The organism is Paenarthrobacter sp. AB444 (genome assembly GCF_028736865.1).
Classification (GTDB): Bacteria; Actinomycetota; Actinomycetes; order Actinomycetales; family Micrococcaceae; genus Arthrobacter; species Arthrobacter nicotinovorans_B.
On the sequence record NZ_JAQZBY010000012.1, the window covers coordinates 21,765 to 48,754 of the forward strand.

General features: G+C 61.9%; 28 protein-coding genes and 1 pseudogene. 19 read left to right on the top strand and 10 right to left on the bottom strand.

Annotation, left to right across the window (positions count from 1 at the left end; genetic code table 11):
- Window positions 1-176: 176 nt before the first annotated feature.
- The 4 genes from PQ627_RS14980 (at window position 177) to PQ627_RS14995 (ending at window position 4,997) form a co-directional block, all read left to right on the top strand.
- Window positions 177-971, top strand: a complete 795-nt coding sequence (locus PQ627_RS14980) for a hypothetical protein (RefSeq protein WP_274262293.1) — start codon at window positions 177-179, stop codon at window positions 969-971.
- Window positions 972-1,223: 252 nt separating this feature from the next.
- On the top strand, window positions 1,224-2,324 hold the full coding sequence (locus PQ627_RS14985) for an endonuclease NucS domain-containing protein (protein ID WP_274262295.1): 1,101 nt from the start codon (window positions 1,224-1,226) through the stop codon (window positions 2,322-2,324).
- A 512-nt stretch (window positions 2,325-2,836) separates the two neighbouring features.
- Complete coding sequence (locus PQ627_RS14990; RefSeq protein WP_274262297.1) at window positions 2,837-4,072, top strand: DNA cytosine methyltransferase; 1,236 nt, start codon at window positions 2,837-2,839, stop codon at window positions 4,070-4,072.
- A 1-nt stretch (window position 4,073) separates the two neighbouring features.
- Complete coding sequence (locus tag PQ627_RS14995) at window positions 4,074-4,997, top strand: NotI family restriction endonuclease (RefSeq protein ID WP_274262299.1); 924 nt, start codon at window positions 4,074-4,076, stop codon at window positions 4,995-4,997.
- A gap of 166 nt (window positions 4,998-5,163) precedes the next feature.
- On the opposite strand, the gene PQ627_RS20020 is transcribed toward PQ627_RS14995, so the two are convergent.
- Window positions 5,164-6,024, bottom strand: a complete 861-nt coding sequence (locus PQ627_RS20020; RefSeq protein ID WP_443192760.1) for an alpha/beta hydrolase — start codon at window positions 6,022-6,024, stop codon at window positions 5,164-5,166.
- Window positions 6,025-6,132: 108 nt separating this feature from the next.
- Here PQ627_RS20020 and PQ627_RS15005 point away from each other — a divergent pair, with 108 nt between their 5' ends.
- From PQ627_RS15005 to PQ627_RS15040, 8 genes and pseudogenes are all read left to right on the top strand, one after another.
- Window positions 6,133-7,647: a purine-cytosine permease family protein gene (locus tag PQ627_RS15005; protein ID WP_274262303.1), complete on the top strand. Its 1,515-nt coding sequence runs from the start codon at window positions 6,133-6,135 to the stop codon at window positions 7,645-7,647.
- Window positions 7,640-8,245 carry a TetR/AcrR family transcriptional regulator gene (locus PQ627_RS15010; protein ID WP_262277704.1) on the top strand — a complete coding sequence of 202 codons (606 nt, stop codon included), beginning with the start codon at window positions 7,640-7,642 and terminating at the stop codon, window positions 8,243-8,245. The genes PQ627_RS15005 and PQ627_RS15010 overlap by 8 nt, the downstream gene beginning before the upstream one ends.
- Window positions 8,246-8,329: 84 nt before the next feature.
- A pseudogene (locus PQ627_RS15015) lies at window positions 8,330-9,319 on the top strand (nitrilase-related carbon-nitrogen hydrolase).
- 8 nt (window positions 9,320-9,327) lie between these two features.
- The gene (locus PQ627_RS15020; protein ID WP_274262306.1) at window positions 9,328-10,335 is read left to right on the top strand and encodes an agmatine deiminase family protein; all 1,008 of its coding nucleotides are present in this window, start codon (window positions 9,328-9,330) and stop codon (window positions 10,333-10,335) included.
- A gap of 104 nt (window positions 10,336-10,439) precedes the next feature.
- Window positions 10,440-10,772 carry an ArsR/SmtB family transcription factor gene (locus PQ627_RS15025; protein ID WP_110505828.1) on the top strand — a complete coding sequence of 111 codons (333 nt, stop codon included), beginning with the start codon at window positions 10,440-10,442 and terminating at the stop codon, window positions 10,770-10,772.
- Entirely contained in the window at window positions 10,765-11,172 is a 408-nt protein-coding gene (locus PQ627_RS15030) for an SRPBCC family protein (protein WP_274262309.1), read from the top strand. Before PQ627_RS15025 ends, PQ627_RS15030 begins: the two co-directional genes overlap by 8 nt.
- Before the next feature lie 58 nt (window positions 11,173-11,230).
- The gene (locus PQ627_RS15035) at window positions 11,231-11,803 is read left to right on the top strand and encodes a hypothetical protein (RefSeq protein ID WP_274262310.1); all 573 of its coding nucleotides are present in this window, start codon (window positions 11,231-11,233) and stop codon (window positions 11,801-11,803) included.
- A 47-nt stretch (window positions 11,804-11,850) separates the two neighbouring features.
- Window positions 11,851-12,090 carry a PLD nuclease N-terminal domain-containing protein gene (locus PQ627_RS15040; protein WP_274262311.1) on the top strand — a complete coding sequence of 80 codons (240 nt, stop codon included), beginning with the start codon at window positions 11,851-11,853 and terminating at the stop codon, window positions 12,088-12,090.
- A 91-nt stretch (window positions 12,091-12,181) separates the two neighbouring features.
- Here PQ627_RS15040 and PQ627_RS15045 read toward each other — a convergent pair whose 3' ends face one another.
- Together PQ627_RS15045 and PQ627_RS15050 are read right to left on the bottom strand one after the other, a co-directional pair.
- The gene (locus PQ627_RS15045) at window positions 12,182-12,487 is read right to left on the bottom strand and encodes a winged helix-turn-helix domain-containing protein (RefSeq protein WP_274262312.1); all 306 of its coding nucleotides are present in this window, start codon (window positions 12,485-12,487) and stop codon (window positions 12,182-12,184) included.
- Window positions 12,484-12,927, bottom strand: a complete 444-nt coding sequence (locus PQ627_RS15050; RefSeq protein ID WP_274262313.1) for a hypothetical protein — start codon at window positions 12,925-12,927, stop codon at window positions 12,484-12,486. Before PQ627_RS15050 ends, PQ627_RS15045 begins: the two co-directional genes overlap by 4 nt.
- A 178-nt stretch (window positions 12,928-13,105) precedes the next feature.
- Between PQ627_RS15050 and PQ627_RS15055 the strand changes: the two genes are divergently transcribed.
- Window positions 13,106-14,293 carry a TerC family protein gene (locus PQ627_RS15055; RefSeq protein ID WP_274262314.1) on the top strand — a complete coding sequence of 396 codons (1,188 nt, stop codon included), beginning with the start codon at window positions 13,106-13,108 and terminating at the stop codon, window positions 14,291-14,293.
- A 57-nt stretch (window positions 14,294-14,350) separates the two neighbouring features.
- Here the strand turns inward: PQ627_RS15055 and PQ627_RS15060 are convergent, their stop codons facing one another.
- Together PQ627_RS15060 and PQ627_RS15065 are read right to left on the bottom strand one after the other, a co-directional pair.
- Window positions 14,351-15,715 (bottom strand): MFS transporter, encoded by a 1,365-nt coding sequence (locus PQ627_RS15060; protein ID WP_274262315.1) that lies wholly within the window; start codon window positions 15,713-15,715, stop codon window positions 14,351-14,353.
- A 73-nt stretch (window positions 15,716-15,788) separates the two neighbouring features.
- Complete coding sequence (locus PQ627_RS15065) at window positions 15,789-16,526, bottom strand: ANTAR domain-containing response regulator (protein ID WP_274262316.1); 738 nt, start codon at window positions 16,524-16,526, stop codon at window positions 15,789-15,791.
- Between the two features lie 280 nt (window positions 16,527-16,806).
- Here PQ627_RS15065 and PQ627_RS15070 point away from each other — a divergent pair, with 280 nt between their 5' ends.
- Complete coding sequence (locus PQ627_RS15070) at window positions 16,807-17,229, top strand: hypothetical protein (RefSeq protein WP_274262317.1); 423 nt, start codon at window positions 16,807-16,809, stop codon at window positions 17,227-17,229.
- Window positions 17,230-17,243: 14 nt separating this feature from the next.
- On the opposite strand, the gene PQ627_RS15075 is transcribed toward PQ627_RS15070, so the two are convergent.
- From PQ627_RS15075 to PQ627_RS15090, 4 genes are read right to left on the bottom strand one after another with little or no spacing between them, the layout of a single operon-like run.
- Window positions 17,244-18,263, bottom strand: a complete 1,020-nt coding sequence (locus PQ627_RS15075; protein WP_274262318.1) for a LacI family DNA-binding transcriptional regulator — start codon at window positions 18,261-18,263, stop codon at window positions 17,244-17,246.
- A gap of 25 nt (window positions 18,264-18,288) precedes the next feature.
- Window positions 18,289-19,035: a cupin domain-containing protein gene (locus PQ627_RS15080; protein WP_274262319.1), complete on the bottom strand. Its 747-nt coding sequence runs from the start codon at window positions 19,033-19,035 to the stop codon at window positions 18,289-18,291.
- Between the two features lies 1 nt (window position 19,036).
- Window positions 19,037-19,993, bottom strand: coding sequence for a PmoA family protein (locus PQ627_RS15085; protein ID WP_274262320.1), 957 nt, complete (start codon window positions 19,991-19,993; stop codon window positions 19,037-19,039).
- A 23-nt stretch (window positions 19,994-20,016) separates the two neighbouring features.
- Window positions 20,017-21,138, bottom strand: coding sequence for a Gfo/Idh/MocA family protein (locus PQ627_RS15090; RefSeq protein WP_274262321.1), 1,122 nt, complete (start codon window positions 21,136-21,138; stop codon window positions 20,017-20,019).
- Window positions 21,139-21,331: 193 nt separating this feature from the next.
- Between PQ627_RS15090 and PQ627_RS15095 the strand changes: the two genes are divergently transcribed.
- Both PQ627_RS15095 and PQ627_RS15100 read left to right on the top strand, forming a co-directional pair.
- Entirely contained in the window at window positions 21,332-23,677 is a 2,346-nt protein-coding gene (locus tag PQ627_RS15095; RefSeq protein ID WP_274262322.1) for a glycoside hydrolase family 3 N-terminal domain-containing protein, read from the top strand.
- 134 nt (window positions 23,678-23,811) lie between these two features.
- Window positions 23,812-24,321, top strand: a complete 510-nt coding sequence (locus tag PQ627_RS15100) for a GNAT family N-acetyltransferase (RefSeq protein WP_274262323.1) — start codon at window positions 23,812-23,814, stop codon at window positions 24,319-24,321.
- Between the two features lie 8 nt (window positions 24,322-24,329).
- Here the strand turns inward: PQ627_RS15100 and PQ627_RS15105 are convergent, their stop codons facing one another.
- Window positions 24,330-25,019 carry a hypothetical protein gene (locus PQ627_RS15105; protein ID WP_262277689.1) on the bottom strand — a complete coding sequence of 230 codons (690 nt, stop codon included), beginning with the start codon at window positions 25,017-25,019 and terminating at the stop codon, window positions 24,330-24,332.
- 140 nt (window positions 25,020-25,159) lie between these two features.
- On the opposite strand from PQ627_RS15105, the gene PQ627_RS15110 reads away from it, so the two are divergent.
- Genes PQ627_RS15110 through PQ627_RS15120 form a run of 3 tightly spaced genes read left to right on the top strand, consistent with a single transcriptional unit; the run spans window position 25,160 to window position 26,918 of the window.
- Window positions 25,160-25,969: an SDR family oxidoreductase gene (locus PQ627_RS15110; RefSeq protein WP_274262324.1), complete on the top strand. Its 810-nt coding sequence runs from the start codon at window positions 25,160-25,162 to the stop codon at window positions 25,967-25,969.
- Between the two features lie 35 nt (window positions 25,970-26,004).
- Complete coding sequence (locus PQ627_RS15115; protein ID WP_274262325.1) at window positions 26,005-26,436, top strand: VOC family protein; 432 nt, start codon at window positions 26,005-26,007, stop codon at window positions 26,434-26,436.
- On the top strand, window positions 26,433-26,918 hold the full coding sequence (locus PQ627_RS15120) for a DinB family protein (RefSeq protein ID WP_274262326.1): 486 nt from the start codon (window positions 26,433-26,435) through the stop codon (window positions 26,916-26,918). The genes PQ627_RS15115 and PQ627_RS15120 overlap by 4 nt, the downstream gene beginning before the upstream one ends.
- The last annotated feature ends 72 nt before the right edge of the window (window positions 26,919-26,990 follow it).

A 26,990-nucleotide genomic window follows, 5' to 3' on the forward strand; every position in this document is an offset into this window, starting at 1 on the left:
TGACGGGGATCGCCTCCGATTTGGACCTGAGAGGCCACCGGCCGCGACGCCTACCTCGCCGTCGCAACCTGCCCCCAAGTCCTCCGCGACACGCGGCCAGCAGCTCATCTACAGGATGCTCGACCTGTTCTTCGGAAAAGGCCGCCGCGGCGGAAACTTCTCGCTACGATCTACAAATGACCGAAACACAAGAGGTGGAAAGCCTAGGCTTGAATTTCACGCAGATTTTGGATGCTGCGGCAAAATTGCCGGGGGTTCGAATCAACAGAGACACATATCTCCGGACGGCGCTGAAGCGCCATTGCACCGAGGAGCAGATTGAGAAGGCAATCGCTGAGAGCCCTGCTGCCGCTGGAATCCCTTTAAAGGTCATAACTGAGGTAGCGAACACCTCCATCAAATATGAGACAAGCAAGGTCACCGGTTTGTCAGCTCTATCAGGTATCCCTGGGGGGCTTGCGATGATCGGCACTGTTCCGGCCGACCTGATCCAGTACCTCGGCCACATGCTACGGATTTCCCAAAAGCTCGCCTATATCTACAGCTGGCCGGACCTCTTCGCCGACGAAGGTGAAGAAATCGACGAGGCTACGGAAAGCATGTTAGTCCTCTTTGTCGGCGTCATGTTCGGCGTTCAAATCGCCCAGAGTGGAGTGTCCAAGGTGGCTGCCATGGTCGCCGCTAACGTCGCCAAAAAGCTGCCGCAGAAGGCCCTCACACAAGGAGTCATCTACCCAGTTGTGAAGAAGGTCGCCGGCTATCTCGGAGTTAGTATGACGAAGAAGCTTTTCGCCAGCGGGGTGGCGAAGGCAATCCCCGTCGTCGGCGCGGTGCTGTCTGGCGGCCTTACGTTGAGTACGTTCTTACCCATGTCCAACCGCTTGCAGAAGCACCTAGCCAGCCTGGAGTTGACCAAGCCAGGCCACAGGATAAATGAGACTGAGATCGTTCCCGCGGAAGTCTTTGAGTAAAAGGACCGCCTAGTCCAAAGGACTTCAAGTAACATTCGAGTGGCCGCGAACTGCCGACGACCCCATATTGAGACAAATTCAGAAAGAGAACCGGGCGCTGTTCGTCGATCCTCATCGGGCCGGGTAGGACTCCGGCTCATCGCCCGACGAGCCCCCATTGGCTCTCGCAAGGATGAGAGGGTTACTACTCAGAAACGACAAGAGTCGACGGCTTTGGTGGGTCTCGAAACAAAGACCGATATGCTTGATGCCATGCCACTTGAGATTGGGCTTTGGCGCGTTACCGATAGAGCCACACAGCTCGCCCCTTCGAAGATGCCCTACGAATCGCGCCTAGAACAGCTTATACTCGATGACCCAGCAATACTGGAAACAGAACTTCTAATCCTGGGCCATCAGGTATTAACCAGCTACGGGAAGTTCATCGACATTCTAGGAATTGATGTTGAGGGGTCCGTGCATATCATCGAACTCAAGCGTGACAGGACGCCTCGGGAAGTCGTCGCACAAGCCCTCGACTACGCCTCCTGGGTTCAGCTTCTCTCCAACGATGATGTGCGAGAAATATTCCAGAAACACCATCCCGAGGATGATTTCGATGTCGCGTTCTCTGACAGATTCGGAGGCACCCCCACTCCCGACGACTTGAACGAAGCACACTCCATCACCATTGTCGCCAGCGACTTGGACGATAGCACGGAGCGCATCGTGCAGTACCTGAGTGGCTCTTACTCCGTTCCCATAAATGTCATGCTCTTTCGGTACTTCGCTGACCAAGGCAATTCGTACCTTGCACGAACATGGCTTATCGAAGATGCCCATCCAGACCTTCAAAGTGCCGGCGGAAAGCGTGCATCGAGCAAGGCTCCTTGGAATGGGAGAGACTGGTATGTCGCATTCGGACTAGAGAACAACACCCGGAATTGGCTTGATGCACGCACCTATGGGTTCGTGTCCGCCGGCGGTGGGGAATGGTATTCACGCTCCCTGAGGAAATTGCCCGTGGGCGCGCGTGTTTTCGTCTGCATTCCGGGCAGCGGCTACGTAGGAGTTGGAACCGTTGCTGGCCCCGCTTCCCCCGCGCGAGTGGCAACCCTCGGTGTCAACGGAGTGCAGACGCGGTTCGTCGATCTCGACTTACACGCAGATTACGGTCTCGACTCTGGAGAGTCGCAGTCAGACGGATCCGATTTAAACGAGTATGTGGTGCCCGTGATTTGGGACAAGACAGTCAATGTTGCCGACGCTTTTTGGAAAAAGGGCCTCTTTGCCAATCAGAACAGTGCTTGCAAGCTTCGCCACGAACTGACAATCAGCGAAGTCGCAAGGGCATTTCAACTGGAGACAGCCTGAGCGAACTACCGTTATGCACTTACTCCTCGGCTGCCCACGAAGATCTTACATTTGGCCGATCTCACCTCGCCTCAAATTGGAGCAGAAGGCATACACTGTGGTTGTGCGTTCATGACGGGCCGTGCCCGGATCCAGGCGACCCGCGAGATCTCGGCGCATGCCGATGTATTCGGAGCAAAAGTTTCCAAGGACACCGTCTCCAGGATCACCTAGAAGATCGTGGCGGAATTGAGCGAGTGGCAGAACCTTGCCCTGGAACGGATGCTGCCAGCAATTTCCATCGATGCGATCCACGTCAAGGTCCGTGATGGTCACTTAGCACCTGTAGGCAGCGAACTAGATCCACCGTCAACGAGACCGCGTGTGGTCGACGACTGCCCCAGCGAAGGAAATTTCGGCAACAGGGCATGTGCAGCACTTGGCCGCGCGAAGTCGACGATTGCAGATGGAGTGGATCACAGTCACGGCACGCCGCGCCGAAAAGGTCCAAGGGAATCGCTAGAGTAGTTCCCATGCCTAGTGACCTCTCCATCCGTCGTGCCGCTGAGCCACTCAAGATGATCGACCTCTTTGCTGGGGCCGGCGGGCTTTCGGAAGGTTTGAGGGAGGCAGGGTTCAAGAGCCTCTACGCCAACGAGCTTGTTGGCACCTACGCCCGCACCTTTCAGGCGAATCACCCGGATGCCATCGTAGACAGCAGCGATATCAGAAAAGTCGACGCTGCTCTGGTGCGCGACCGCCTGAACATCAAACGCGGAGAGCTTGCGCTCATCGCTGGTGGCCCACCATGCCAGGGCTTCAGCATCAATGCACCGAAGCGCAGCTCAGAGGATCGTCGCAACCACCTGTTTCGGGAATATTTGCGGTTTGTCGAGGAATTCCAGCCCAGAGCCGTACTAATCGAAAACGTGCCTGGTCTCGTCTCTTTCGAAGGCGGTGCGACGCTCGAGGCTATTCTCGAAAGTCTGCGCGCTCTCGGATATTCTGCGGATGTACAGATTCTATATGCGCCCTTATTTGGGGTGCCACAAACGCGCTGGAGAACCATTGTCTTGGGTCTTCGGGACGGCGGAAACCCCCTTGAGGCGTTTCCTGATCCTATTCACTCGGCCCCGATGCGAGTCAACTTCACATCTAAATTTGGCGGGCGAAACATTGTGGCCATGCCCCGATCGCTTGAATTGCCTTCCCACACAACAGTCCATGATGCTCTTGGAGACTTGCCTGTTTTGCGTAACGGTGAGGAAGGTGATGAGACGAAACAATATCGAACCAGACCACAGAACGACTATCAGCGTGTCCTGCGCGCTGGTTCGGACGGTGTGAGGAACCACGAGGCCGCCCGCCTTGGCAAGATCAATCTGGAAAGATTACGACACATTCCGCCCGGTGGTAACTGGACAGATATTCCCTTCGAACTACTTCCGTCAGGTATGAAACAGGCTCGCCGTTCTGACCATACCAAGAGATATGGTCGCGTTCACCCCGAAGGCTTGGCATCTACAATTCTCACTAAGTGTGATCCTCACTGGGGCGCATACTTTCATTACGACCAAGACAGAGCATTCACGGTAAGGGAGGCGGCAAGAATCCAATCCTTCCCCGACACCTACGTTTTCACGGGTTCGCGGGTGGAACAGTATGAACAAGTAGGAAATGCTGTTCCCCCTCTTCTAGCCGCCGCTGTTGGCCGCTCAGTTTCTCGTGCACTAGGAGTCAGCGTCATCGAATTGACGAGAGTGGTGTAGCTTGGCGCATCTATTCGAGTTTTTTGGATACCGCGCCACGGACCGTTCCCCGGAAGCTATCCATTCTGCGGAGCACCGCGACTGCCCTTTTCAGCACCAGGGTTGCACTAAGGTGATCGACGGCACGCCCACGGGGGCGTGCACTCTAAAAATGATCAGGTCCGACCGCCCCGTTATCATTTGTCCTATTCGGCTTTACGCAGACGATCATCAAATTCTTCAGCACGTGTCTAATAAGGCCTTTGGACCTGGCCTGGAACTGGTTCCAGGTGCCCAGGCTGCAGCCGCAGCCATAGAACGCCGTGACTCGGTAGTCGCTGTGTTCGGAAAGGGATGGGGTGGCGAATTACGCCTCCCTCAGCGGTCCGGTGGGGGGTCATATTTTGTTGATTGGATTCTTGCGCTTCTCAATCCCGACGGTTCACTCGCGGAATTTGTGGCTGTCGAGGTGCAGACTATTGACACTATCGGCAATTATCTCGCCAGCCGAACAGCCATGCTTGAACCAGATCGAACAAAAGTTGAAAGCAAATCGGGCTTGAATTGGGAGAACGTTTCCAAACGAATTATCCCCCAACTAATCTATAAAGGCCAGCTGCTGCAACGAGAGGAGGCGTGCAAAAAAGGTCTATTTTTCGTCTGCCCCTCCCCCGTTTATGATCGCATAATGATGCGACTGGGGGGGAAAGAGGGTCTTACCACAGTCCCCCTGCAACCACACGCCATTACTTTCATGGGCTACGATCATGTCGCCCCCGATGAACGAGTCGACGGGGAACCGGTCAAGCTCAAACAAGAAGTCGAGCACACTACCTCTGTTTCAAAGTTGCAGGAGCGCTTTGGGAACGTAGACCTGCCGGCAGCCAACGTTTATAGAAACGCCATTCAAGCGGCACTCAGCGGCTCGAATGCTAGACGTCGATGAGAATCGGCAAAAGTTCAGTACGTGTTGGCCGGCAAACGAGATGCCGTCTCTGATATTAGTCATGCTCGGACCGAGGCGACACTTCAATGCGTACTGTGCAGCAATTCGAGAATTTCGTTAGGGTTCTGCTAAAGAGACTGTCATCCCAGGACTCAGCTAAACACGCCTACGTCGGCCTCTCTTGACTCAGACACCACGCCGCCATCAGATCCACGGCCGCCGTGAACTCTTTGAGCCGCTGCCGGTTCAGGAACGCGTGCCGAGACTCAGGGAGAACGTGGCGCTCAACCTCGACCCCCGCCGCCAGAAGCTCCTCCGCGAACCGTTCACCAGAAGCGCGCACGACATCCCGGTCGGCGTCGATCATGAGCGTGGACGGGAACCCGGTGAGATCATGCCCTCCAGGGAAAGCGAATCGGTCAGCCAGAGCGGTATCCGATCCCGCGTAGTTCCGGTTCACAGCGTTGAGAACCCAGCGGGAGTGCGTCACCCGGCGGTGGTCGCGTACCCGTCGTCGAATCTCAACTGACCGAGGGTGCACAGAATGGAAGAATCCGTACGCAAGGACGACGCCGCTCAGCTCCAGGCCCGTCCCCAAAGTACGCAGCGCCGCCGAAGCAGCTAAGCAAGCCCCCGCACTCGCTCCCCCAAGGATCAGACGTCCCTCAGACCGAGAGCCTACGTGTCGGAGCGCCGTCACCAGCTCCTCCATTGGCGCCGGAAAACGCGCCCGCGCCGATCCCGCTAAGAACCGGGGCAACCCAGGAACCGGCGCCAGACGGTAATCAACCGTCACAACCCTGACACCTCGAGCAGCAAGTGCGAGCGCAACGTCGTGCGCCTCCGGCTGATCAAGACCGCCGGCAAAGAAGGCTCCACCGTGGGCCCACACCACCGTTGGACCAAGCTCCGTGGCCGTCAAACCAGAGGCCGCCCGATACCAGCGGAGCCGAACCGGCCCCTCCGGTCCCGCCGCCAACGACTCGTCAAAACCGGCATCGACAACTCCGCTCAACAACTCCCCCATGGCTTCGACCCTAGCCTCCCACCACTCCTAACCGTCTTGACTGAAAATTCAGTCAGGATTACAGTTGTCACCATCGCATCGAGTGATGCAGCTCACGAAAGGCTTGCCATGATCAGCACGCGCATTCGCAAAGACGCGGATTCCGCCGGTGCAGCATCCGCGCACAAGGACCGCTTTGGCCGCATTGAGTCGGCCGGCATCGAGTACATTCCCGACGACCAACGCACCTCCCGCCCTCGAAATCTCTTCACGGTGTTCTTCGGCGGCAACTTCGCTTTTTCCGTCATCGTTTTCGGCTGGCTTCCAATCACCTTCGGTCTGGACTTCGTCGGCGCCGCAACGGCCAGCCTCACAGGACTGGTAGTGGGCACAGCCCTCATCGCCCCCATGGCCCTGCTGGGACCACGGACCGGCACCAACAACACCGTTTCAAGCGCCGCGCACTTCGGTACACGTGGACGGTTGATCGGTTCCGGACTCACCCTGTTGTTCGCCCTGGCCTATGCGGCGATCGCCGTCTGGACTTCCGGTGACGCCCTGGTCGCCGCCGCCGAACGGCTGTTGGGAATACCCATCGACGGCACCACCCTGGCAATCGGCTACGCAGTGATCTCCCTGGAGATCGTCCTTGTAGCCCTCTTCGGCCACGGCACGGTGGTAGCCATGCAGAAATTCGTGGCGCCCGTCGTCGGCATTCTGCTGCTCATCGGCGTCGTCGCTTTTGCTCCGACCTTCAGCCCCACGAACGTGCACGCGGAGTTCCTCCTTGGCGACTTCTGGCCCACCTGGATCCTGTCCGCCGTCATTTCCGTGGGAGGGCCGTTGTCCTACGCCCCAACGCTGGGCGACTACAGCCGGCGGATCTCCCGCAAGGACCACTCGGACCGTTCCGTCGTCGCCGCAACCTGCCTCGGCGTCTTCCTTGGCCTGTTTGTCACAGCGCTTTTCGGCGCTTTCACGGCCTCGGCCATCCCCGAGCTCGGCGGTTCCTACGTCGCGGACCTGGTGAGGTCAGCCCCGGCCTGGTACCTGTTGCCGATCCTCATCATCGCGTTGGCGGGCGGCCTCGGCCAAGGTGTGCTCAACCTCTACGCCAGCGGCCTGGACCTTGAAGCCCTTTTCCCCCGCCTGCGCCGCATCCATACCACCCTCATCACGTCGGTCATCGCCGTCGGACTGCTCTATCTGGGGGTGTTCGTCTTCAACGCGGTGGACTCCATCACCGCCATGACGCTTGTGCTCAACGGATTCGCAGGGCCGTGGGTGGCCATCAATGTCCTGGGCTTCCTGCTGGTCCGCCGTGGCAAGTACCACGCCAAGGATCTGCAGCTTTTCCGCGCCAACGGCCCGCGTGGCCGGTACTGGTTCAGCAACGGCTGGAATCTGCGGGCCGTCATCCCGTGGGCAATCGGCTCAGCCTTCGGCCTGCTGGCAACCGACACGTCCCTTTACACCGGGCCGCTCTCGCAGCTCGCCGGGGGCATCGACCTCAGCTTCATCGGGTCCACCCTCATAGGCGGTGCCGGCTACCTGCTCGCCGAATGGATCTGGCCGGAAGCTGCCCTCAACACCGAGTCCGCACAGGCAGGAGGTGAGCACGTATTACTGTCAAACCATGAGTGAAAAATTAGTCAGGATCCTCAACGCCGCCACCACGTGCATCGCCCGGAGCGGCGTGCGGGGAATGCGGGTCAACGATGTCGCTGCAGAGGCCGGGGTCTCACCGGGCCTGCTGTACTACCACTTCACTGACCGCGCCGGCCTGCTTGCCGCAACGCTGGAACACATCAACAAGCAGGTCAGCAAGGACGACCCCTCCTCCCCCAACACCGTGGATCCTTCCCGCCACGTCCGGCACCTCCTCCTCGATGAAATCAAGGACGACGCCGACGTCCGCAGGAATTCGGTGGCCTGGAACGAACTCAGGGCCTGCACCATCTTCGAACAGGAACTGGCAGAGCCGCTGTCCCGGACCACTACGGAGTGGAACCGGGAGATCGCACAGGCTCTCGCCGCTGCCAACGAAGGCACCAGCGAGGAAGAAGCCGCAGTGACCGCGGAGATCCTCACCAGCCTGGTCGAGGGCATCTCCGGCCGCTGGCTCAACGGATTCATCACCACCGAGCACGCCCGGTCGCTGCTGACCACCGCAATTGACTCACTCACCGCAGCACGCCCCGCGAGCCCCCAGCAAACCGCAACACAGGGGCTGGGCAAATGAACTTCCCACACATCAAACGACGCGATTCCGCCGGAATCGAACCGTCATGCAAGGACCCCTAGGGTCCCGTTAGGACGCACCACCATGGACATCATCGTCAACACCGAACCGCCCGTATCCTTCGCCCGGAGCCAGGAAACCACCCGCAAGCCGCTCCGCGTGGCCCTGGTCCAGCACCACTGGCGGAACGACCCGGCCGAACTCACCTCGGTGCTCACCCAGGCGATCGGCCAAGCGTCCGACGCCGGTGCTGCCGCCGTCTTCCTGCCGGAACTCACCCTCTCGAAGTACCCGGCAAACGTCAGGGCCGACAAGAACCCCGGCCGCAATGCCGAAGACCTGCTCACCGGCCCCACCTTCGAGTTCGCCGCCACCGCGGCCCGCACGCATGGCGTAACAGTCCACGCATCCCTCTACGAGCGTGCAGACGCAAGCGACGGACTCGGCTTCAACACGGCCATCCTCGTCTCACCCCAGGGCGAACTGCTGGCACGGACCCGTAAGACCCACATCCCGGTCAGCGCGGGCTACTACGAGGACACCTAATTCCGGGCCGGTCCTGCCGAAGATGCCTACCCGGTGTACCGTCCAGCGGAACTGGACCATGCCGCCGTCGGACTTCCTACCTGCTGGGACGAATGGTTCCCGGAGGTCGCGCGGCTGTATTCGCTCGGCGGCGCCGAAATCCTGGTCTACCCCACGGCGATCGGCTCGGAACCGACCTTCCCTGAGTTCGACCACCAGCCGCTGTGGCAGCACGTCATCACCGGCCACGGCATCACGAACGGCACGTTCATGGTGGTCCCCAACCGGACCGGCGACGAAGGCGACATCACCTTCTACGGCTCCTCGTTCATCTCCGATCCCTACGGCCGCGTCCTGGTCCAGGCGCCGCGGGACCGGGAAGCCGTTTTGGTGGCCGACCTCGACCTGGACCAGCGCAAGGACTGGCTGGATCTGTTCCCGTTCCTGACCACCCGTCGTCCCGATACGTACGCCGAACTCACCCGCGATGTCGACTTCGAACACCCGCACGGCGCCACGTCCGCCGCTCAGACCGTGGGCCGGTCATGAATTGGATGATGCCGAGCGAGACGGCCCGCCAGGAACGGGTCTGGATGGCATTCCCGCCGGAGCGTTCTTCGATAGGAAATACTGCCGAGGAAACCCATGAGGCCCGCACCGCCTGGGCCGCCGTGGCTCACGCCGTGCTGGAATTCGAGCCCGTCACCATGGTTGTTGACCCGCCGGATGTGGAGATCGCGCGGACCTACCTCTCGCCGGAGATTGATCTGGTGGAAGCGCCCCTCGATGATGCGTGGATGCGGGACATCGGGCCCACCTTCGTGATCGGCGACGACGGCAGGCTGGGCGGGGTGGACTGGGTCTTCAACGGGTGGGGCCAGCAGGACTGGGCCCGTTGGGACAAGGACTCGCACGTCGGTGAGAAGGTAGTGCACCACGCCGGGGCCGAGCTGATCCCGAGCCCGTTGGTCAATGAGGGCGGCGGGATCCAGGTGGACGGCCTGGGAACGGTGTTGGTCACCGAGACTGTGCAGCTGGACAAGTTCCGGAATCCTGAGCTGAGCAAGGCCGACGTCGAAGCCGAGCTGGCCCGAACCATCGGCGCTATGCACGTCATTTGGTTGCCGCGTGGATTGACCCGTGACGCGCAGGACCTGGGAACGCGAGGGCACGTGGACATCGTCGCTGCCATCCCGTCACCCGGCGTCCTGCTGGTCCACTCCCAGCGCAACCCTGCCCACCCGGACTTCCAGGTCACGACGGACATCATCGCGATGCTCGCCCGGACCCGGGACGCGCAGGGACGCACGTGGGACATCGTGGAAGTACCCGCCCCTGAGACGCTGCGCGACGAGCTCGATTGGGTGGACTACAGCTACATCAACCATCTTCTAGTCAACGGTGGCGTGATCGCCTGCAGCTTCGATGACCCCGCCGACGCCGAAGCCCGGCGGATCCTCGAGCAGGCCTATCCGGGACGCAAGGTAGTCACCGTGGACGCCCGCGCGATCTTCGCCCGCGGCGGCGGGATCCACTGCATCACGCAGCATCAACCGGCCATCTGATCTAGTCGCGGCAGCCCGCCGTCGTGCATTAAAGGCACGACGGCGGGCTGCTGGCGTTAGCGGACTGCTTGTCATTTCGGAAATTTCCGACATATCATCTTCACGTGCCCTCCGACGTCTTCGGCGCCCTCGCGAACCCTTCGCGGCGGACCATCCTCGACACCCTCCTCGCCGGTCCCCTGACCGCGGGCGAACTGACGGGTCGACTGGAGCTCAGCCGCTCATCGGCGTCGGAACACCTGACCGTCCTCAAAGAGGCGGGGCTGATCCGCGAGGAACGGCAAGGCCGGCACAGGATCTACCACCTCCAGCCGCAAGGACTGCGTGAAGTCAATGGCTGGCTGCAGCGTTACGAGCGTTACTGGAACCAGCGGCTTGATGCCTTGGCCGATCTGCTGGACGACGAATCTACTGAACAGGAAAACACCCATGACTGAAAACGCCATCCGCCTCGAGCGCACCTTCCCCCACCCCAAAGAATCAGTGTGGGCCGCGCTTACGACGCCAGAGCTCCTGGCCCGTTGGTGGGCGCCCGGGGACATCGCGCCCGTCGTGGGGCACCGCTTCACCATGGACATGGGCGCCTGGGGCCAGCAGCAGTGCGAAGTCACCGCCGTCGAACCGGGCGAGTCGATCACTTTCGTCTTCGCCGAAGGCACTTTGGATACGACCATCACCTGGAGGCTGGAAACGGTCGACGCCGGGACAACACTTCACTTCGAACACGCTGGCTTCAACCTGGACTCACCCATGGGACGGCAGGCCATCGAGGGCATGGGCAACGGTTGGCCGGGCTTGTTGGGGCGGATCGAGCAGGCGTTGGTGAGCGTCGGCTAGGGATCGCCGCGGTGGCGGGTTCCCGCTTAAAGCTCGAAGTAGGTGGAGAATCAGTCGTATGGGTGGATCCATGTATCAAGCGGCAAACGACTATTCAGTATCGGAGGATGCCCGCCGAGCTCGCAGCTCCCGCGCGGAGGACTTCGGCCAGTTCGCCTACGGATTCTCTGCTACCGCGCCGAGCCCGCTCTCCATCTCGGGTCCAGCGGAAGTCGAGACAGGGCTCGTGGTCGATGCACGCTTCGACCATCCGCCTATTGAAGGTGAAACCAGCCCACCGACAGAATGGTTGGTCACCCTCAAGCCCGTTCTCAACCATCCACTGGGTGCCGGGCAGCTTATTGACCTTCTAGCCAAGGAACTTGTTCGATTTGGTCTTGGTCAAATGGTTGCCACGAATCCCACGGAACTGCTCCGGGCACTCGCCAGTGCCAGCGCTCAGCCGACGTCCATAGCCATCAACGGCGTCGCAACCGTCGGGTGGAGTCTTGAACTTCCTGAAGTCCGGGGGTTAGTCGCCGGTTCCCATGGTCGAGTGTTCATGTGGCTCGCCACGCGAGTCCCATCAGCTCCCACGCTCTTGGTCACGAAAGACCTTAGCTCATATGTGCGGGCACTGCTCGGCACCTAGGCCGGCTGCTACATTGCAGGGAAACAGCATGTTCAAGGGGGAACGGCATGGAAGCTTTGCAATGGATACCAGCGATCCTGGCGGGAGCCGCCGCACTCTTTGTCATGGGATCGATCATTTGGGGGTTATTCGACGTTCTTGGTGACAAACGCCTTGACCAAGCAACGCGAACTGTATGGGCGCTACTGATCTTCGCCCTGCCGCTCATTGGCATCTTGGCATGGCTTCACACCAAACCCCGGATCGCCGGCGGCAGTGACCACCTCCGCCTGAAAAAAACCCTTTAGGGGCGCTTAGCCGCCGGGCGCTTACCCGCCCGGCGGCTAAGCGCCCCTAAAGCCGCGTCTCGCCGTCGTACGCTTCCCGGCGAGCCAACCGTCAGCCGCCCGCGATCTCCCGCAGCGTCTGCAAGTGCGCCGCCCACACCTCACGCCCGGAGGCAGTGAGGCTGGCCGAGGTCCGCGGCATCTTGCCCGCGAAGCTCTTCTTGATCTTCACGTACTCGGCCTTCTCCAGAGTGGCCAGCTGCTTGCTCAAGACGGAGTCGCTCACTTGGATGGCATCGCGGATGTCCTTGAAGTCCATCGACTCCGCCCCCGCCAAGGCAGCCATGATGGAGAACCGGACGGGTGAGTGCACGAGTTCGTTGAGCTTGTGGCGCGGGTGCTCCGCCGGGGTCGTCATGCGCGCAGCTCACGGAAGGCCGCGGCCAGGCCGATGCCGGCCAAAGCAATCGCCGCAGGTATGTAGAACCAGAGATTGCCGTCGCGGAAGGCAGATGCGCCCACGACGAGTGCCACCACGTACAGGGCAAAGTACGCCAACAGGGATGTCAGGAAGCGCTTGGTGAAACCGGCCTTGGTGGAGCGCTGGAACATGGGCCAGATGCTGGCCGTCACGGCAGCCCAGGCGCCCACGGAGCAAGCCAGCAACGCGGCGCCATAGCCGGTGACCAGCACTATGTGCATGCCGATCATGAGCAAGGAACCCAGGATCGCAAGGCTGGTAAAGGTCACCGCGACCGGCCACGCGGCGGCATTGGTGGACGTGGCGCTGATGGCCTCCGCCCGGGCCAGGAGTTCGCGGGCTTCGGCGGCGGATGGCCCGCTGATGTTTTCTGTCATTGTTCCCCCAAGAAGTTGGTCTGGTGCATTGAGCCTAAGAAAGTACTTTCCAAACTGTCAAGTACTTTCCACGAGCCCTGCAGTTACTCGCCGAGGTGACGGACCCGGTAAATTTGATTCCACGAGTTTGACCCTCGGTGAGCAACACCACTCGCGCGCCTCACGAAAGCAGGATCATATGACCGTCTCACCCCTCATCTGGGGCATCACCATCGTCGTCATTCTGGCGCTTTTAGCCTTTGACTACTTCTTCCACATCCGCAAAGCCCACGTCCCATCGCTCAAAGAAGCAGCCATCTGGTCCTCCATTTACGTGGGGCTGGCTGTCATTTTCGGCATCCTGGTACTGGTCTTCGGCGGAGCCCAGATGGGCTCCGAGTACTTCGCCGGATACATCACGGAGAAGGCACTCTCGGTCGACAACCTGTTCGTATTCCTGATCATCATGGCGAGCTTCAGGGTGCCGCGCGAGGATCAACAGAAGGTCCTCTTGTTCGGCATCGTGTTCTCGCTGATCGCCCGCACCGGCTTTATTTTCCTGGGCGCCGCGCTGATCAACTCGTTCGCCTGGGTGTTCTACATCTTCGGCCTGATCCTGCTGCTCACGGCCGGCAACCTGCTCAAGCCCGGCGACCACGGCGACGATCAAGCGAACAACTTCATCATCCGCCTGGCCAAGAAGTTCTTCCACACCACGGATAAGTACGACGGCGACAAGCTCTTCACCATGGTCAACGGCAAGCGTGCCCTGACTCCCATGCTGCTGGTCATGGTGGCAATTGGCGGCACCGACATTCTGTTCGCGCTCGACTCCATCCCCGCCATCTTCGGCCTCACGCAGAATGTGTTCATCGTCTTTACGGCCACGGCATTCTCACTGATGGGCCTGCGCCAGCTCTACTTCCTGATCGACGGCCTGCTGGACCGCCTCATCTACCTCTCCTACGGGCTTGCAGCCATCCTCGCGTTCATCGGCGTCAAGCTGATCCTGCACGCCCTTCACGAGAACAACCTGCCGTTCATCAACGACGGCGAGCACGTCAACGTCATCGAGATCACCACCGGCTTCTCGTTGTCGGTGATCGTCGGAACGCTGATCATCACCGTTGCACTGTCGCTCCTGAGCCCGGCAGGCAAGGCCCAGACCGCGATCAACAACGCCCGCCGGCACGCGGTGGACTACCTGGACCTGGACTACACGGCCGACGCCAACGAGCGCGAACGCATCTACCGCGCCCTGACGGCCGAGGAAGCACAGATCGTCCAGATGCCCCTCAAGTACAGGAACAAGGCCAAGGACGTGGACAAGATCCGCGAGCAGGTGGCCGAGGCACACCGCCAGCATGCGGAGTTTCTCAACCGCTAGGCGTTAGGAACCGGACGGGACCTTGGCACAAGCCAAGGTCCCGTTTCGTTGCCCCCGCTACGTGGCGGGCTTCCGCCACATCACCGCAAGCGCCAACACCACGGCACTGAGCCCCAGCATCACCAGCACCATGAAACCCCAGTTGGCCTGGTTCACGCCCGAGCCGTAGAGCACACCGATCAGGACAGTCGCTGTGATGGCCCCGAGGTACCGGCAGGTCTGGAAGATACCCGCTGCCACTCCCCTCTCCTCCGGCCGGGCGGACACATAGAGACCCTGGTTGGAGGCCGTGCTGACCATCCCATACGGAACGCCCATCACCGCAGTGAGCACGAAGACCACCGGCGCCCACAGGGTCGCAGTCAGGAACCCCAGTGCTCCCGCCGCGATGGTCAGTATCAACACCCCCGTGATCAACACCGAACGGACGCCGAAACGCTCAATGAACCGCACCGTCAGCGGCGTCACCACAACCGACAACGCCGCAAGGGGCAGCATCAGCAGCCCTACTACACCGGCGTCGTAATGGCCTGCTTCCTGCAGCAACTGCGGAAGTCCGAAGAATGCGAAGTAATACACGCCGCTGAAGACGACGAAGAGCAGGTAGACCAGCAGCAGCGGCCGGTTCCGACCCAACAGGCGCAGGTCAAGGAACGGGGGCCGGAACCTCAACTCGCGCCAGGCAAAGAGCGCGCCAATCACCGTAGCGGCACCCAGCAGGTACCAGCGGTATCCCGGCAGTACGTTGAGCAGGGCCATCATGGCGAGCATGAGCGAGGTGACGAAGGCAAGGATGCCGGGGATGTCGGAGTCGCGGATGAGAGTTCCCAAGGAACCTGTTTCCCGGCCAGAATCCGCAGGAGCGGTCTGACGGACAACGAAGAGCGCGAGCAAGGCGATAGGCACATTGATCGCGAACAGGGCCTGCCATCCCACCAAACTCACCAACAGACCGCCCACCACCGGGCCCACCGCGGCGGCTGACGTATTCGCCATCTGGATCCGGCCGAGCGGTCGGGTGGGCGGCAGATTGGCCAGCTTGCTCAGCTCGGTAACCATCACGACGGCGGACGGGTAGGCGGTTGCGGTGCCCACCGCCATGAGGGCGCGGGCCACACAGACCAGGGCAAAGTTGGGCAGGAAGGGGGCGATTGCGCACGTGACCGCCACCAAGGCCATGCCGAACATGAAGAGCCGACGGGGACCGAATCGGTCGGCCAGCCTGCCCATGAGGGGCTGGCCCGCAGCCGATGCCAGGTAGAACGAGGTAATCACCCAGGTCACCGTGGCGACATCGAGCGCAAAGTGCTCCCGGAGGACCACCAATGCCACGGCGATCATGGATGAGTTCAGCGGATTCAGCGCCGTTCCAAGGCTCAGCGCAGCAATGGCGAGCCCGGGACGGGGTTTGTTGGCGGTCACCCAACCCAGTCTGCTCCATGGTTGCCTCGGGTTACCAAACGGGGTCACAGGGCGGACTTTGGGGGCTGGGGGTTCACTCCTCGAAGTGCGTGGTGATCTTCCCCGAGGAAACGGCGGCGATGATGGACTTGGCCAAGTGCCGCAGCTTGATGTTCCGGTTGCTGGAAGCAGTCCGGAGGATGGTGAACGCCTCGTCTTGGCTGCAATGGTTCTGGGCCATGATCGCGCCGACCGCCAGGTCAATCACCGTACGCGACTGCATTGCCGCTGCCATGTCGTTCCGGGCGTCGCTGAGTTGGGCGATTTTCAGGGCGAGCCGGAGGGACTTGGACGCGTGCAGGGCAAAGACCTCGGCGCGCTCCACGTCCGTATCACTGAAAGCCTTGACCTTCTCTGAGTAAAGGTTCAGGGCAGCGCGGGTGTCGCCTTCGACCATCAGCGGCACACTGAGGATCGAGCGCAGGCCCTGGTCTGAGGCAGCCCGGACATATTCGGGCCAGCGGTGCTCGCTCAGAAGGTCCTCAACCAGCACAGGCGTGAGTTTGTCCATGGCCGTAAGACAGGGACCGTCAAAAGTGCTCTGGAGTTGATCCATGACGCGTGCACGCTCGTCGCTGCTGGCAGCGGTAGCCGACTTCTTGCGGCGTAATACGGTGATGCCGCTGAAGACGGGGCTCTCCGGGTGGGAGAGACTCTCGGCGGAGAAAGCTGCGAGATCGCTGAGAAATGCCTCAACGTCTTCGCTGCCCAGAACCAGATCCAAAAAGTATCCGTTCTGGAGAGCTTCCTGCTCGGGGAGGGGGTTGACCATGCACGTTCCTACTGACTGAAAAGCGTCCCCAGCAGACAGCAAAGGAGCGAAAAGGGCCGCCCTCTGCAAAACGGTCTGGCAATACCTTATCGCCCAACGATCACCGGTACAAAGTGCATCGCAAGACGACCTGACCTGCGGCAACGTCCCCAGCAACATCCCGTTTTGTCAACCCCGGCAACGTTTACAGGAGACACAATAAGTAAGTAGGCTTACTATGCAAGCGCGGCCCACCAAACCGCGGCCCAACAATGAACCATTCATGCAAAGGAGTCATCAGATGGGCGTAGAAGACAGCATCCGCAAGGCCACTGAAAATGCCATGGAAGATCTGGCAGGCACTTCCGATCCCGTGGAAAAGGACAATGTCCCGGAACCCGGCGAGAAAGACGACGACATTCAGGTCCACTCGTCCATCAGCGAAGGCTCCAACGCCATGGACTCGGAAACGCCGGAGGAACAAGCCGATGAGCGTTCTTTCGCCGTGGACGGCCACGGCGAGACTCATGAAGAGCACGTCCACCACGATCAAGGCGTGACAGACAGCGACATCAACCAGGACCGCGAAGGCGATCGGGACGTACCTTCTGCCTCGGGCGATGTCCCCGGCCCGGCAGGCTTGCCTGAAGGTGATCCGGATTCCCTCCGGGCAGACCCCTCAGAAGGCGGCGAGGACCCGTCCACGTCCATGGGCCGGGGCTGATCCAGACACAGAGCCTAGGCGGCCGGAGCCGCCGTCGACCCCCTCACCACCAGTTCCGTTCCCAGTTCAATCCGCTGAGGCAACTCTTCGTCGCCCTCCAGGTGCCGAAGGAGCGCGCGCATGGCGGTTTCGGCCATCTGGACCACGGGCTGGCGGATGGTGGTGAGGCCGGGTTCGATCCATTCCGCGGCGGGGATGTCATCGAAGCCAATAATGGAAAGGTCCTCGGGTATCCGCAGCCCTGCTGAGCGTGCCGTCCGGTAGGCTCCGAGCGCCTGCGCGTCATTGCCGGTGAAGATTGCGGTGGGCCGCTCGGACAGTGCCAGCAGGGCCTCTGTCCCCCGGGCCCCGGACTCAGTCGAGAAATCGCCCGGCACCATCAGGGCCGGGTCAACAGTCACTCCGGCCCTTCGCAGCGCAGCCACGTAGCCGTCCTCCCGTGCACCGCTGCACTGGAGGTCTTCGCGGCCACCAATCATGCCGATCCGCGTATGCCCCAGCTTCAACAGGTACTCGGTTGCCGAGAAGGCACCATCCCAGTTAGCCGCCCCCACGGTCATGAGGTCGGGCCCCGGCTGACCCACCGGGTCGATCAGGATAACGGGGATGCCCAAGGACTTGATGCGCTGGATCTGCTTGGACTCCAATCCGAAAACGGCAAGCAGCACGCCGTCGGACTTCCGCTCGGCGAGGTTGGACAACCAGGGGCGGATCCTCGAACCGTCCAAGGACAGACTGCTGACCACGGTGCCATATCCGGCTTCCTGGGCCACGCGCTCCACGCCTTCGATGATTTCGCAGGCCCATTCCGAACCCATGCCGGGGAACACAAGGTCCACCAGACCGGCCTTTTTGCTCCGCTTGGCCGGCCGCCGCGCATAGTCGCGCTTGGCGATGATCTCCTCGACCCGGGCCCGCGTCGCTGCTGCCACGTGGGCGTGGCCGTTGAGGACCTTGGAAACGGTGGGCACCGAGACGCCGGCTTCCCGGGCGATCTCGCTGATCGTGGCCCGCCCCGAGTCCTGCTTGGCCATCGGTCCCCACCTTTCCAGCCAGGGATCACCCCTTGGCGATGTCAGTTTCGGAAAGTTCCCACGCCTGGATCCGGCCGCACATGCCATAGATCCTGCGGGTTTTCCGTTCGCCCATCGTAGTCCTCGCATCCTGCAAGTAGAAACTTTCCACGGCATCGAGGGAGTCGAGCTGCCTGCCGGTCAGGGTGGCCTGCCGCTGCGCTCCCCCGGCCAGATACTCCCGCCAAACATCGGCGCGGCCGCTGGCCAACCGCGCCGCTGCGTCATGGAACGAGGCGAGCGCCCCGACGCCGGTGGCCTTGACTGCCGCCTTCAGCTCGAGATACCCCTCCAACGCCAGATCCCGACGACGGCGCGCAGCCGCCTCTGCGGCCAGGTCACCGCCGTCGGCGTTTGCAGTGGGCAGATACGCGGCGCGGGCGTAGGCTTCGGCGTCCACCAGGTGCTCTGGCGGAAAAGTCAGCACGGCGTCGCCATTCTCCGGCAGCCCTGCATTCTGCATCACCACCAGCACCCTCAGATCACCGGAGTCGTTGATGGCCCTGTGCACGGTACCGGGCGTGAACCAGACCACGGTGCCCGGGGCCAGGGGGGTTGAGGTGAATCCACGGGAGTCCAGCGTTTCCAACCGTCCCGTGCCCTGCTGGACCACATAGGCCTCGGTGGAGGCGGTATGCAGGTGCGGCGATCCGCCTGCCGCGCCGTCCAGACCCGGCCAGTCGTAGATGCTGACCTCGGACACTGCCGTCGCGCCGGGAAAGGAACTTCCCATCCTAGGTCCACCTGTCCAATGCACTCTTGGCGGCTTCGGCGAGCGCCGCTGCCCGGTCTCCGTCCAAGGCCCCGTCGGCAATCACGACGGCGTAGCGGTACGTGAGCGGCTTGCCCTCCTCAAGCGGGACTACTTCGCTGAAGAAGGGGGCCGAGCCCAGGCAGGCGAACATGGACGACCGGGCGAACCACTGGTTGGATGCACCCAGATTCGCTTGGTCTTCGACGAACAGAATGCTGGACTTCCGGCAGCTGACATCATGCTGTCCGGTGAAGGCGATCCAAGGTGAACGCGTGCCCATGAATTCGTCGCTGCCAACCCCTGCCTCAGAGCGGAATTCTCCGCCGGTGAAGGATCGTGGCCCGCGCCAGAACAGCCCGCCGTAGCCTGCGTTGTCGCGGCCTTCGGTCGTGGGGCTGCCGATGGTGATAGTGGCACCGGAAACGTTGGCCATGGTGGTTTGGAAGAGTACGGCCCAGGCATCCACGTCAGGTAGTAGCTGGATGGCAAAGCGACGCTCTTCGCGGATGAGTTGGGCACCCTCTTGCGAGGCCTCACCAGGCTGGCTTGTCCAGAGCAGCGACTCGCTGGCGGTGACCGTTGTCGGGCTCTCGTCGATGGACGTGAACGCCTCGTGGTTCATGGCTCCGTTGTTGTCCAGGTTGGCGTAGCCGGTCTCCCGGGTATAGGTGGCCCCGCCCCAGAAATTGTGGTCGCCGACGTTCGGCAAAGCCCAGGACAGTCCCTTGTGCCAGACGTGATCCCAGGGCCTGGAAATCGTTACTTCGTCTCCTTCCAACGTGGTCAGCGGGTGGAAAAAGGGGCGCGGGCTTTCATACTGGTCATCCGCCAGCAGGTAGGTGTACGTGGCGATGTCCTGGCCGCCTGCCGTGAAGGTCAAGGCACGGCCGTCGTCCGTGTAGCTGAGGGTTTGGGTCAGTGTGGGCTGCGTAGTCATGGGTTCTCCGTTGAGATGGATGATCAGGCGTGGGCGGCGGGGGCAAGGGTCGTGGAAGCCAGGAAACTGGTGCCACGGCCTTCACCATCCATCCCGCCGTAGAAGGGGTGTCCAGGGACAATGTCGCCGCGACGCACAGCCCGCCCGGTAAAGGCCGAGGCGTAAATCGCGGCAGCGAACTCCAGGGTTTGCCTCGCTGAGTCTGTTCCAGCTGGAAGCGGCAATCCGGCGTCGAGCGCGTCATACATGGCCAGGAACTGCGCGGCGTGGCCGCTGCCGCGCTCAAGGGGTTGCGCTGTCCACGCCGCCGACACTGCCTCTTCGTGGCCTGGCGCGGCGGTGATGGTCCAGTCCTTGGTGCCGTAGCCGTAGAGATGGCTGAGTTCGATGGTGGCGAACTCGCAGTCGACGCGGATATCCGAGGTCTCACGTGGAGAGAGCAGCGAGTTGATCACTGTCGCGGCCGCTCCGTTCTCAAAGCGGACCAGCGCGGCGGAAAGGTCTTCCGTGGAGGTGGCCCGGGCTTGCCGCGACGCAATGGCGGTCACCTCATCCCATGGACCCAGCAGGTGGAGGAGGAGATCGAACTGGTGGATACCGTGCCCCATGGTCGGTCCACCTCCTTCGGCTTTCCAGGTGCCGCGCCAGGGAAGGTCGAAGTACTCATCGGGCCGGTACCAGAGGGTGTCACAACGGGCTACGAGCGGACGGCCGAAATCGCTGCCACCGATCAAGGTCCGGGCTGCGGCCGAAGCGTCGCCAAAGCGGTGCTGGAAGACGCAGGAGAACTGCGCTCCGCCCTTCGTTTGGGCGTCGTTGAGGCGATCGAAATCAGCAAGGCTCAGGGCCGGCGGCTTTTCGGACAGGACGTGGACGCCGGCTTCGAGACACTCGATTGCTTGGTCGATGTGCATCATGGGCGGAGTGCAGAGATGGACGATGTCCGGCTTGGCTTCCGAGAGCAGCTCCGTGAGGCTCCGGTAGCGGCCTGCGATTGCGTGCTCCTCAGCAAAGGCCTGGAGGCGGGCTTCGTCGACGTCGCACGCGGCCACCAATTCAGCCCGGTTGTCGGTGCGGGCCAGGTTCGAGGCATGGACTGCTGCGATTCCGCCCGTACCGACGATGGCCACTCTGTAAGTCTGCATAGGGTCTCTCCGTTGAGCGTAAAAGTGTGTCCGAAAGTTTCTGATTTTTATCTGGACCGATGTACGCATCCAGTCTGTAGATATACCAACGCTAGGGAGAATTTCCTCATAAATCAACAAAAAATCACCCTAGTAACTTGATTAAAGTTTCTGATACTTTCTTAGAAACATCCCCGTTACCAAGGAGAACCTTGTGAGCACCGGCGCCGCCGATCAGCACGCACTTAGCCGTGTTCCAGCCTCCGATGTGGTGGAGCACCTCATCAGCGAAATGACGCTGGAGGAAAAGCTGGCCCAATTGGCGGGGGTGTGGGTCAACGCTTCCACGGACGGCGATTCCGTCGCTCCGCTGCAGAGCCAAATGGCCGGAGATTCCCGCGCGTGGGACGACATCATCTCCCAAGGTCTGGGTCAGATCACCCGCATGTACGGCACGGTGCCCCTTGAACCTGAAGAAGGAGCACGCCGGTTGGCGGCCGCCCAGGAGCAGATCATGGCAGCCTCGCGTTTCGGCATTCCGGCCCAGGTTCACGAAGAGTGCCTGGCTGGCCTTGCAGCCTGGAAAGCGACCGCCTTTCCGGTCCCCTTGGCGTGGGGTGCCACATTCAACCCGGCTTTGGTGGAGCAGATGGCCACCCGGATCGGCCGGAGCATGAGGTCCCTTGGGGTGCATCAAGGGTTGGCTCCGGTGCTCGACGTTGTCCGTGATCTCCGCTGGGGCCGCGTTGAAGAAACCATCGGCGAGGACCCGTACCTGGTGGGAACCGTCGCCACGGCTTACGTTCAGGGCTTGGAGTCGACCGGGATTGTTTCCACCCTCAAGCATTTTGTTGGCTACGCGGCGTCGCGCGCCGGCCGCAACCACGCACCTGTCTCCATGGGCCCGCGCGAGCTCGCCGACGTCATGCTGCCGCCTTTTGAAATGGCGCTGCGGCACGGTGGCGCACGGTCGGTGATGCACGCCTATACCGACGTCGACGGCGTACCCGCCGCCGCGAACCGCGCCCTCTTGACCGGACTGCTTCGCCAGGACTGGGGCTTCACCGGAACAGTGGTTGCCGACTACTTCGGAGTCGCGTTCCTTGATGTCACGCACGGGGTGGCCGCCGATTCCGGGGATGCCGCGGTCCTCGCTCTGACCGCTGGCGTGGACGTGGAGTTGCCTACCGTAAATTGCTTCGGTACGCCGTTGCTTGCGCGCGTCCGCGACGGCGCCGTCGACGAATCCTTGGTGGACCGGGCTCTGCGGCGGGTGCTGACGCAGAAGGCCGAGCTGGGGCTCCTGTCCCCCGATTTTTCTGCCGCCCCGCCGGCCCTGGGCGCTTCCATTGACCTCGATCCAGTGGAGGACCGCGCCTTGGCGCGTGAATTGGCCGCGCAATCACTGGTCTTGTTGAGCAACCGATCCTTTGACGGCACGCCCGCGCTCCCCTTACCGCCTGCCGGGCCGATCGGGGTCGTGGGGCCGCTGGCAGATGATCCCTTTGCGATGCTGGGCTGCTACTCTTTTGATGCGCACGTCGGGGCTTCGCATCCCCATGTCCCGATGGGCATCTCCGTTCCCTCTGTTGCGGCAGTCGCGGCTGCACGATTTGGGTCCGTTGCAACGTCCGTGACGGGTAATTGCGAGTCAGCCACGGAGGAGCAGATCGCCGAGGCATGCCGGGTGGCTGCTTCCGTGGACACCTGCGTGGTGGTGGTCGGAGACAACGCCGGACTGTTCGGTCGAGGCACCTCGGGCGAAGGGAACGACGCCGCCGATCTCCGCCTGCCCGGGGACCAGCACAGTATGCTGGACCGGGTCCTCGCTGCCTGTGCTGACTCCGGATCGCGGGCCGTAGTAGTGGTTCTCAGCGGGCGCCCCTATGCGTTGGGCGACTTCGTTGACCGTGCCCACGCAATCGTTCAGGGTTTCTTCCCGGGCGAAGCGGGCGGTGAGGCGCTTTGGGACGTGCTGACCGGCGTCGTAAATCCCTCCGGCAAACTGCCGGTCTCCATACCCGGCTCGTCCGGCGGTCAGCCCGGAACTTACCTGCACTCGCGGCTCGCGGGACACACTGAAGTCAGCGCGCTGGACCCCTCGGCGCTGTTCAGCTTCGGGCACGGCTTGTCCTACACCAGCTTTGAGCTGTCAGGGCACCAAAGCAGCTCGCCGGCAATGACGACGTCGGAGGCCGTCACCGTCAGCTGTACAGTCACGAACACGGGGTCCCGCAGTGGCGCCGAGATCGTGCAGCTCTACCTGGAGGATCCGGTGGGCGAAGTAGTGCGTCCAGTCCGCGAGCTCATCGGCTACGCACGGGTTGAGCTGTCAGCGGGGGCCTCGGCTGAGGTGGAGTTCACGGTCCATGCAGACCGCACCTCCTTCACTGGCCTGGATCTGCAGCGGGTGGTGACGCCGGGGCTGGTGAAGCTGCACGTGTCAACCTCCAGCACCTTCGATGCCGCCACCCACGAGGTGATCCTGCACGGACCGCGCCGCGTGGTGGGCTTCGATCGCGAAATGCTGACGCCGGTGCGGGTGCGCCGCTTGGGGTAGCCACCGGCCCGTGCCGCCCCCACCTGCTTTGGACTCCGCAAGGCCCAAAGTAAACCTGTTTTGGTTGCTAGGTGGCCCCACAAGGTTCAAAGAAGGTGGTGAAGGCACAGCTCAGCGGCAGGTAGGCTTCGGAGATGCTCCCCCATCCGACCGCCCGATTGCGCTTCCGCGAGATGACGCTCCCTGATCTCGATGCGATGAGCGCTTTGCTCGGAGATCCCAAGGTCATGACGTTCTACCCGGCACCCAAATCCCGCGACGAAGCAGCGGCCTGGATCGCCTGGAACCAGGGGAACTATGCCCGCCACGGATACGGGTTGTGGCTCGTCGAGACGCACGACGGCGGTTTCGTGGGAGACTGCGGGCTAACGTGGCAGAACGTCAATGGCCGGTCGGAGCTGGAGGTCGGTTATCACGTGCGCGTGGAGCTTCAGGGTCGCGGATATGCCACGGAAGCGGCTTTGGCCTGCCTGGAGTACGCCCGGGATGTGGTGGGGGCGGGTCGCCTGGTAGCCATCATTCACCCAGACAACATGGCTTCGCGGCGCGTAGCAGAGCATCTGGGGATGCGGCACCTGGAGGATGACCTTGAAGGTTCCACGGTGCGGACAGTGATGGGCGTGGAGTTAGGTTCGTCCATCTAGCGCACCTGTTACGCCAACCGGGCGTCCGTGTCCGGGTCTCTCCGTTCGTCCAGCATCCCCGCGATTTTGCCTTCCAATGCGGCAACCGTCGCCTCCGGCAGGACGATCAAACCATCGAGTTCCTTCCGGGCCCGCTTGTACGCCGTTTGACGTTCGGCCGGGGTGGCGGCGGTGTCCTCGGCGATGCGCAGCAACTTCCGTGCCGTCGCCAGCCGTTGCCGCTCGGGGCCTGAGAAGTTGCCGTCCTTGATACGCCGGGCTTCCCGCTCGGCAACGTCGAATGCCAGTTCGTAGCTGTGGACTGCCGCGCGGTACTCGGCGAGCCGGGCCGGCGTCGAAATTTCTTCCGGCACTCCGGGACGCAAGCCGTCGGCTTCCTTCTTGGCGCGCAGGAAAGCGACGGTCAGGGGCTCACGAACGTCTGTCATGAGAGGGAAATCGATGAGGTTCCCGACGTCGAGCTCGTAGTCCAGCCATCTGTGATTCACGGAATCGTGCGCGGCCATCAGGGAAACCACCTCAGCCTGGTTCGCTTCCTCGTGAACGGCCAACTGGTTTCGCAGCTTCAACAGTTCCACCTTGCGACGGTGCCGCTCTTCGCTGGCTTTGGACCATGACCTGGCCCACCCGCCAGCCATCCCGCCGATGGGAAAGATGAGCCACCAGTAACTGCCAAGGAAGTCGAAGAGGGGTTCCACTGCTCCATCCTCCCACCGCCGCTGACTACCCCTCAACAGTCCCATTTCAAGGAGCGCCACCCACCAGCGGCCTAACGGTATCGTGCACCGCAGAAGCATTAGATTTTCTTGCCCTAATGCCTATAAAACATTAGTTTCACTTGTTGAGCCGGTATGCTCCTTCCAACCCTCAACACCCTATGGAAGGACACACCTTGCCGACTACGAATGACCACAACGACGTGGCATCCACCCCGGGCCCGAATGTCGTGGTGGCAGGATCCACGAGCGCCGCCGGCCAGGCGGTTGTCACCGCGCTTCTCGCTGCAGGCGCCCGCGTTGCCGCCGTCGACCTCGACGCCGCCCGCCTGGAAGAGCTCGCCCGGAACCACGACGGCGTCCTCCCCTACACGTGCAACCTGGCGAACCTTGAGTCGGTGGAGAAGCTGGCGGCCGCAGTTCGAAGCGACCTGGGACCAGTGGACGGACTCATCCACCTGGTCGGCGGTTGGCGCGGAGGCGACGGAATCACGGGTCAGAAAGATGACGATTGGGACGTCCTGCACACCAGCATCATGACCACGCTCCGAAACACCTCCCGCGTCTTCTACCCGGATTTGGAGGCATCACCGCGCGGTCGCTTGGCTATTGTTTCCGCCACGGCCGCGGCGAACCCGACCGCCGGTGGTGCGAGCTACTCGGCCATCAAGGCCGCCTCTGAAGCATGGGTCCTCGGCGTCGCGGACGGCTTCAAAGCAGCACAATCCGGCCACAAGACCGAGCCCAAGGAACAGACCTCGGCCGCCGTGGTTTTCGTTGTGAAAGCCCTCTTGGACGACGCCATGAAGGAGGCCGCCCCGCACCGCAAGTTCCCCGGCTACACGCACGTCAACGAACTTGCCGAACACATCGCCGCACTCTTTGACGCCCCGGCTTCCCACCTGAACGGTACCCGTCAGCACCTTGCCTAAGTCCCGGCGTCGTACTCTGTCGCTAGCATGTCCGTATGGACCAGCGACTGCACTTCATCACGTTCGCCACGCCTGATCTCGACCGGGCCCGCGCCTTTTACAAGGACGGGCTCGGTTGGGAGCCGCTTATGGACGTGCCCGGCGAAATCCTCTTCTTCCAGGTTGCGCCGGGTTTGATGCTCGGCCTGTTCGAGGCCGAAAAGTTCGACCAGGATCTGGCCAGCGGCACGCAAACCGTTGGTGTCAGCGGCGTGACACTCTCGCACAACGTCGGCAGCGCAGCGGAGGTTTCCCGCACTATCGACGCACTCGTTGCTGCCGGCGCCACGCTGGTCAAACCCGCACAGGCAGGCGCTTTCGGCGGCATCTTCCACGGGCACGTCAAGGATCCCAACGGCATCGTCTGGGAGATCGCGTACAACCCCGGCTGGCGGATCGACGAGGACGGTACGGTGGTTTTCGCATGAGCGCTTCCACGCAGGACGTCACGCACAAGGACATCCGGACGCAATTCGAGGCGTTTCTGGATGAGCACCGCCGGGCCTTGGAAGCAAGTTTGGACGGACTCACCGAAGAACAAGCACGACGGCGGCTGGTCGCGTCGCGCACGACGCTTCTGGGCCTGGTGAAACACGCGACTTTCGTGGAAAAGGTGTGGTTCGACGAAGCCATCACCTGCAGGTCCCGGGCCGAGATTGGCATTCCGGCCACACCGGATGAGTCCTTTATCCTCGGTGAAGACGACACGATCGCCAGCGTCCGAGCGGACTACTCGGCCGCCTGCGAAGCTTCGCGGAAAGCCACGTCGGGTCTCGGGCTGGACGATCTTTTGCACGGTAACCGCCGTGGACCGCTCCCGCTACGCTGGGTGTACCTGCACATGCTGCGTGAACTGGCCCAGCATTGCGGGCACGCGGATATCCTGCGGGAACAGATCACAGAAGATTGAGGGAGCTGCCACCAAGACTGCTTACCCAAAAACTGGATAGGAAAGCAGTTCTCGGCGACATGCCCCCTCTGA

Bases quoted from the DNA above. Each gene is read 5' to 3' on its own strand.
- PQ627_RS14980 (WP_274262293.1), top strand. From the start codon at position 177: ATGACCGAAACACAAGAGGTGGAAAGCCTAGGCTTGAATTTCACGCAG.
- PQ627_RS14985 (WP_274262295.1), top strand. From the start codon at position 1,224: ATGCCACTTGAGATTGGGCTTTGGCGCGTTACCGATAGAGCCACACAG.
- PQ627_RS14990 (WP_274262297.1), top strand. From the start codon at position 2,837: ATGCCTAGTGACCTCTCCATCCGTCGTGCCGCTGAGCCACTCAAGATG.
- PQ627_RS20020 (WP_443192760.1), bottom strand. From the start codon at position 6,024: ATGGGGGAGTTGTTGAGCGGAGTTGTCGATGCCGGTTTTGACGAGTCG.
- PQ627_RS15005 (WP_274262303.1), top strand. From the start codon at position 6,133: ATGATCAGCACGCGCATTCGCAAAGACGCGGATTCCGCCGGTGCAGCA.
- PQ627_RS15010 (WP_262277704.1), top strand. From the start codon at position 7,640: ATGAGTGAAAAATTAGTCAGGATCCTCAACGCCGCCACCACGTGCATC.
- PQ627_RS15020 (WP_274262306.1), top strand. From the start codon at position 9,328: ATGCCGAGCGAGACGGCCCGCCAGGAACGGGTCTGGATGGCATTCCCG.
- PQ627_RS15030 (WP_274262309.1), top strand. From the start codon at position 10,765: ATGACTGAAAACGCCATCCGCCTCGAGCGCACCTTCCCCCACCCCAAA.
- PQ627_RS15035 (WP_274262310.1), top strand. From the start codon at position 11,231: ATGGGTGGATCCATGTATCAAGCGGCAAACGACTATTCAGTATCGGAG.
- PQ627_RS15040 (WP_274262311.1), top strand. From the start codon at position 11,851: ATGGAAGCTTTGCAATGGATACCAGCGATCCTGGCGGGAGCCGCCGCA.
- PQ627_RS15045 (WP_274262312.1), bottom strand. From the start codon at position 12,487: ATGACGACCCCGGCGGAGCACCCGCGCCACAAGCTCAACGAACTCGTG.
- PQ627_RS15050 (WP_274262313.1), bottom strand. From the start codon at position 12,927: ATGACAGAAAACATCAGCGGGCCATCCGCCGCCGAAGCCCGCGAACTC.
- PQ627_RS15055 (WP_274262314.1), top strand. From the start codon at position 13,106: ATGACCGTCTCACCCCTCATCTGGGGCATCACCATCGTCGTCATTCTG.
- PQ627_RS15065 (WP_274262316.1), bottom strand. From the start codon at position 16,526: ATGGTCAACCCCCTCCCCGAGCAGGAAGCTCTCCAGAACGGATACTTT.
- PQ627_RS15070 (WP_274262317.1), top strand. From the start codon at position 16,807: ATGGGCGTAGAAGACAGCATCCGCAAGGCCACTGAAAATGCCATGGAA.
- PQ627_RS15075 (WP_274262318.1), bottom strand. From the start codon at position 18,263: ATGGCCAAGCAGGACTCGGGGCGGGCCACGATCAGCGAGATCGCCCGG.
- PQ627_RS15080 (WP_274262319.1), bottom strand. From the start codon at position 19,035: ATGGGAAGTTCCTTTCCCGGCGCGACGGCAGTGTCCGAGGTCAGCATC.
- PQ627_RS15085 (WP_274262320.1), bottom strand. From the start codon at position 19,993: ATGACTACGCAGCCCACACTGACCCAAACCCTCAGCTACACGGACGAC.
- PQ627_RS15090 (WP_274262321.1), bottom strand. From the start codon at position 21,138: ATGCAGACTTACAGAGTGGCCATCGTCGGTACGGGCGGAATCGCAGCA.
- PQ627_RS15100 (WP_274262323.1), top strand. From the start codon at position 23,812: ATGCTCCCCCATCCGACCGCCCGATTGCGCTTCCGCGAGATGACGCTC.
- PQ627_RS15115 (WP_274262325.1), top strand. From the start codon at position 26,005: ATGGACCAGCGACTGCACTTCATCACGTTCGCCACGCCTGATCTCGAC.
- PQ627_RS15120 (WP_274262326.1), top strand. From the start codon at position 26,433: ATGAGCGCTTCCACGCAGGACGTCACGCACAAGGACATCCGGACGCAA.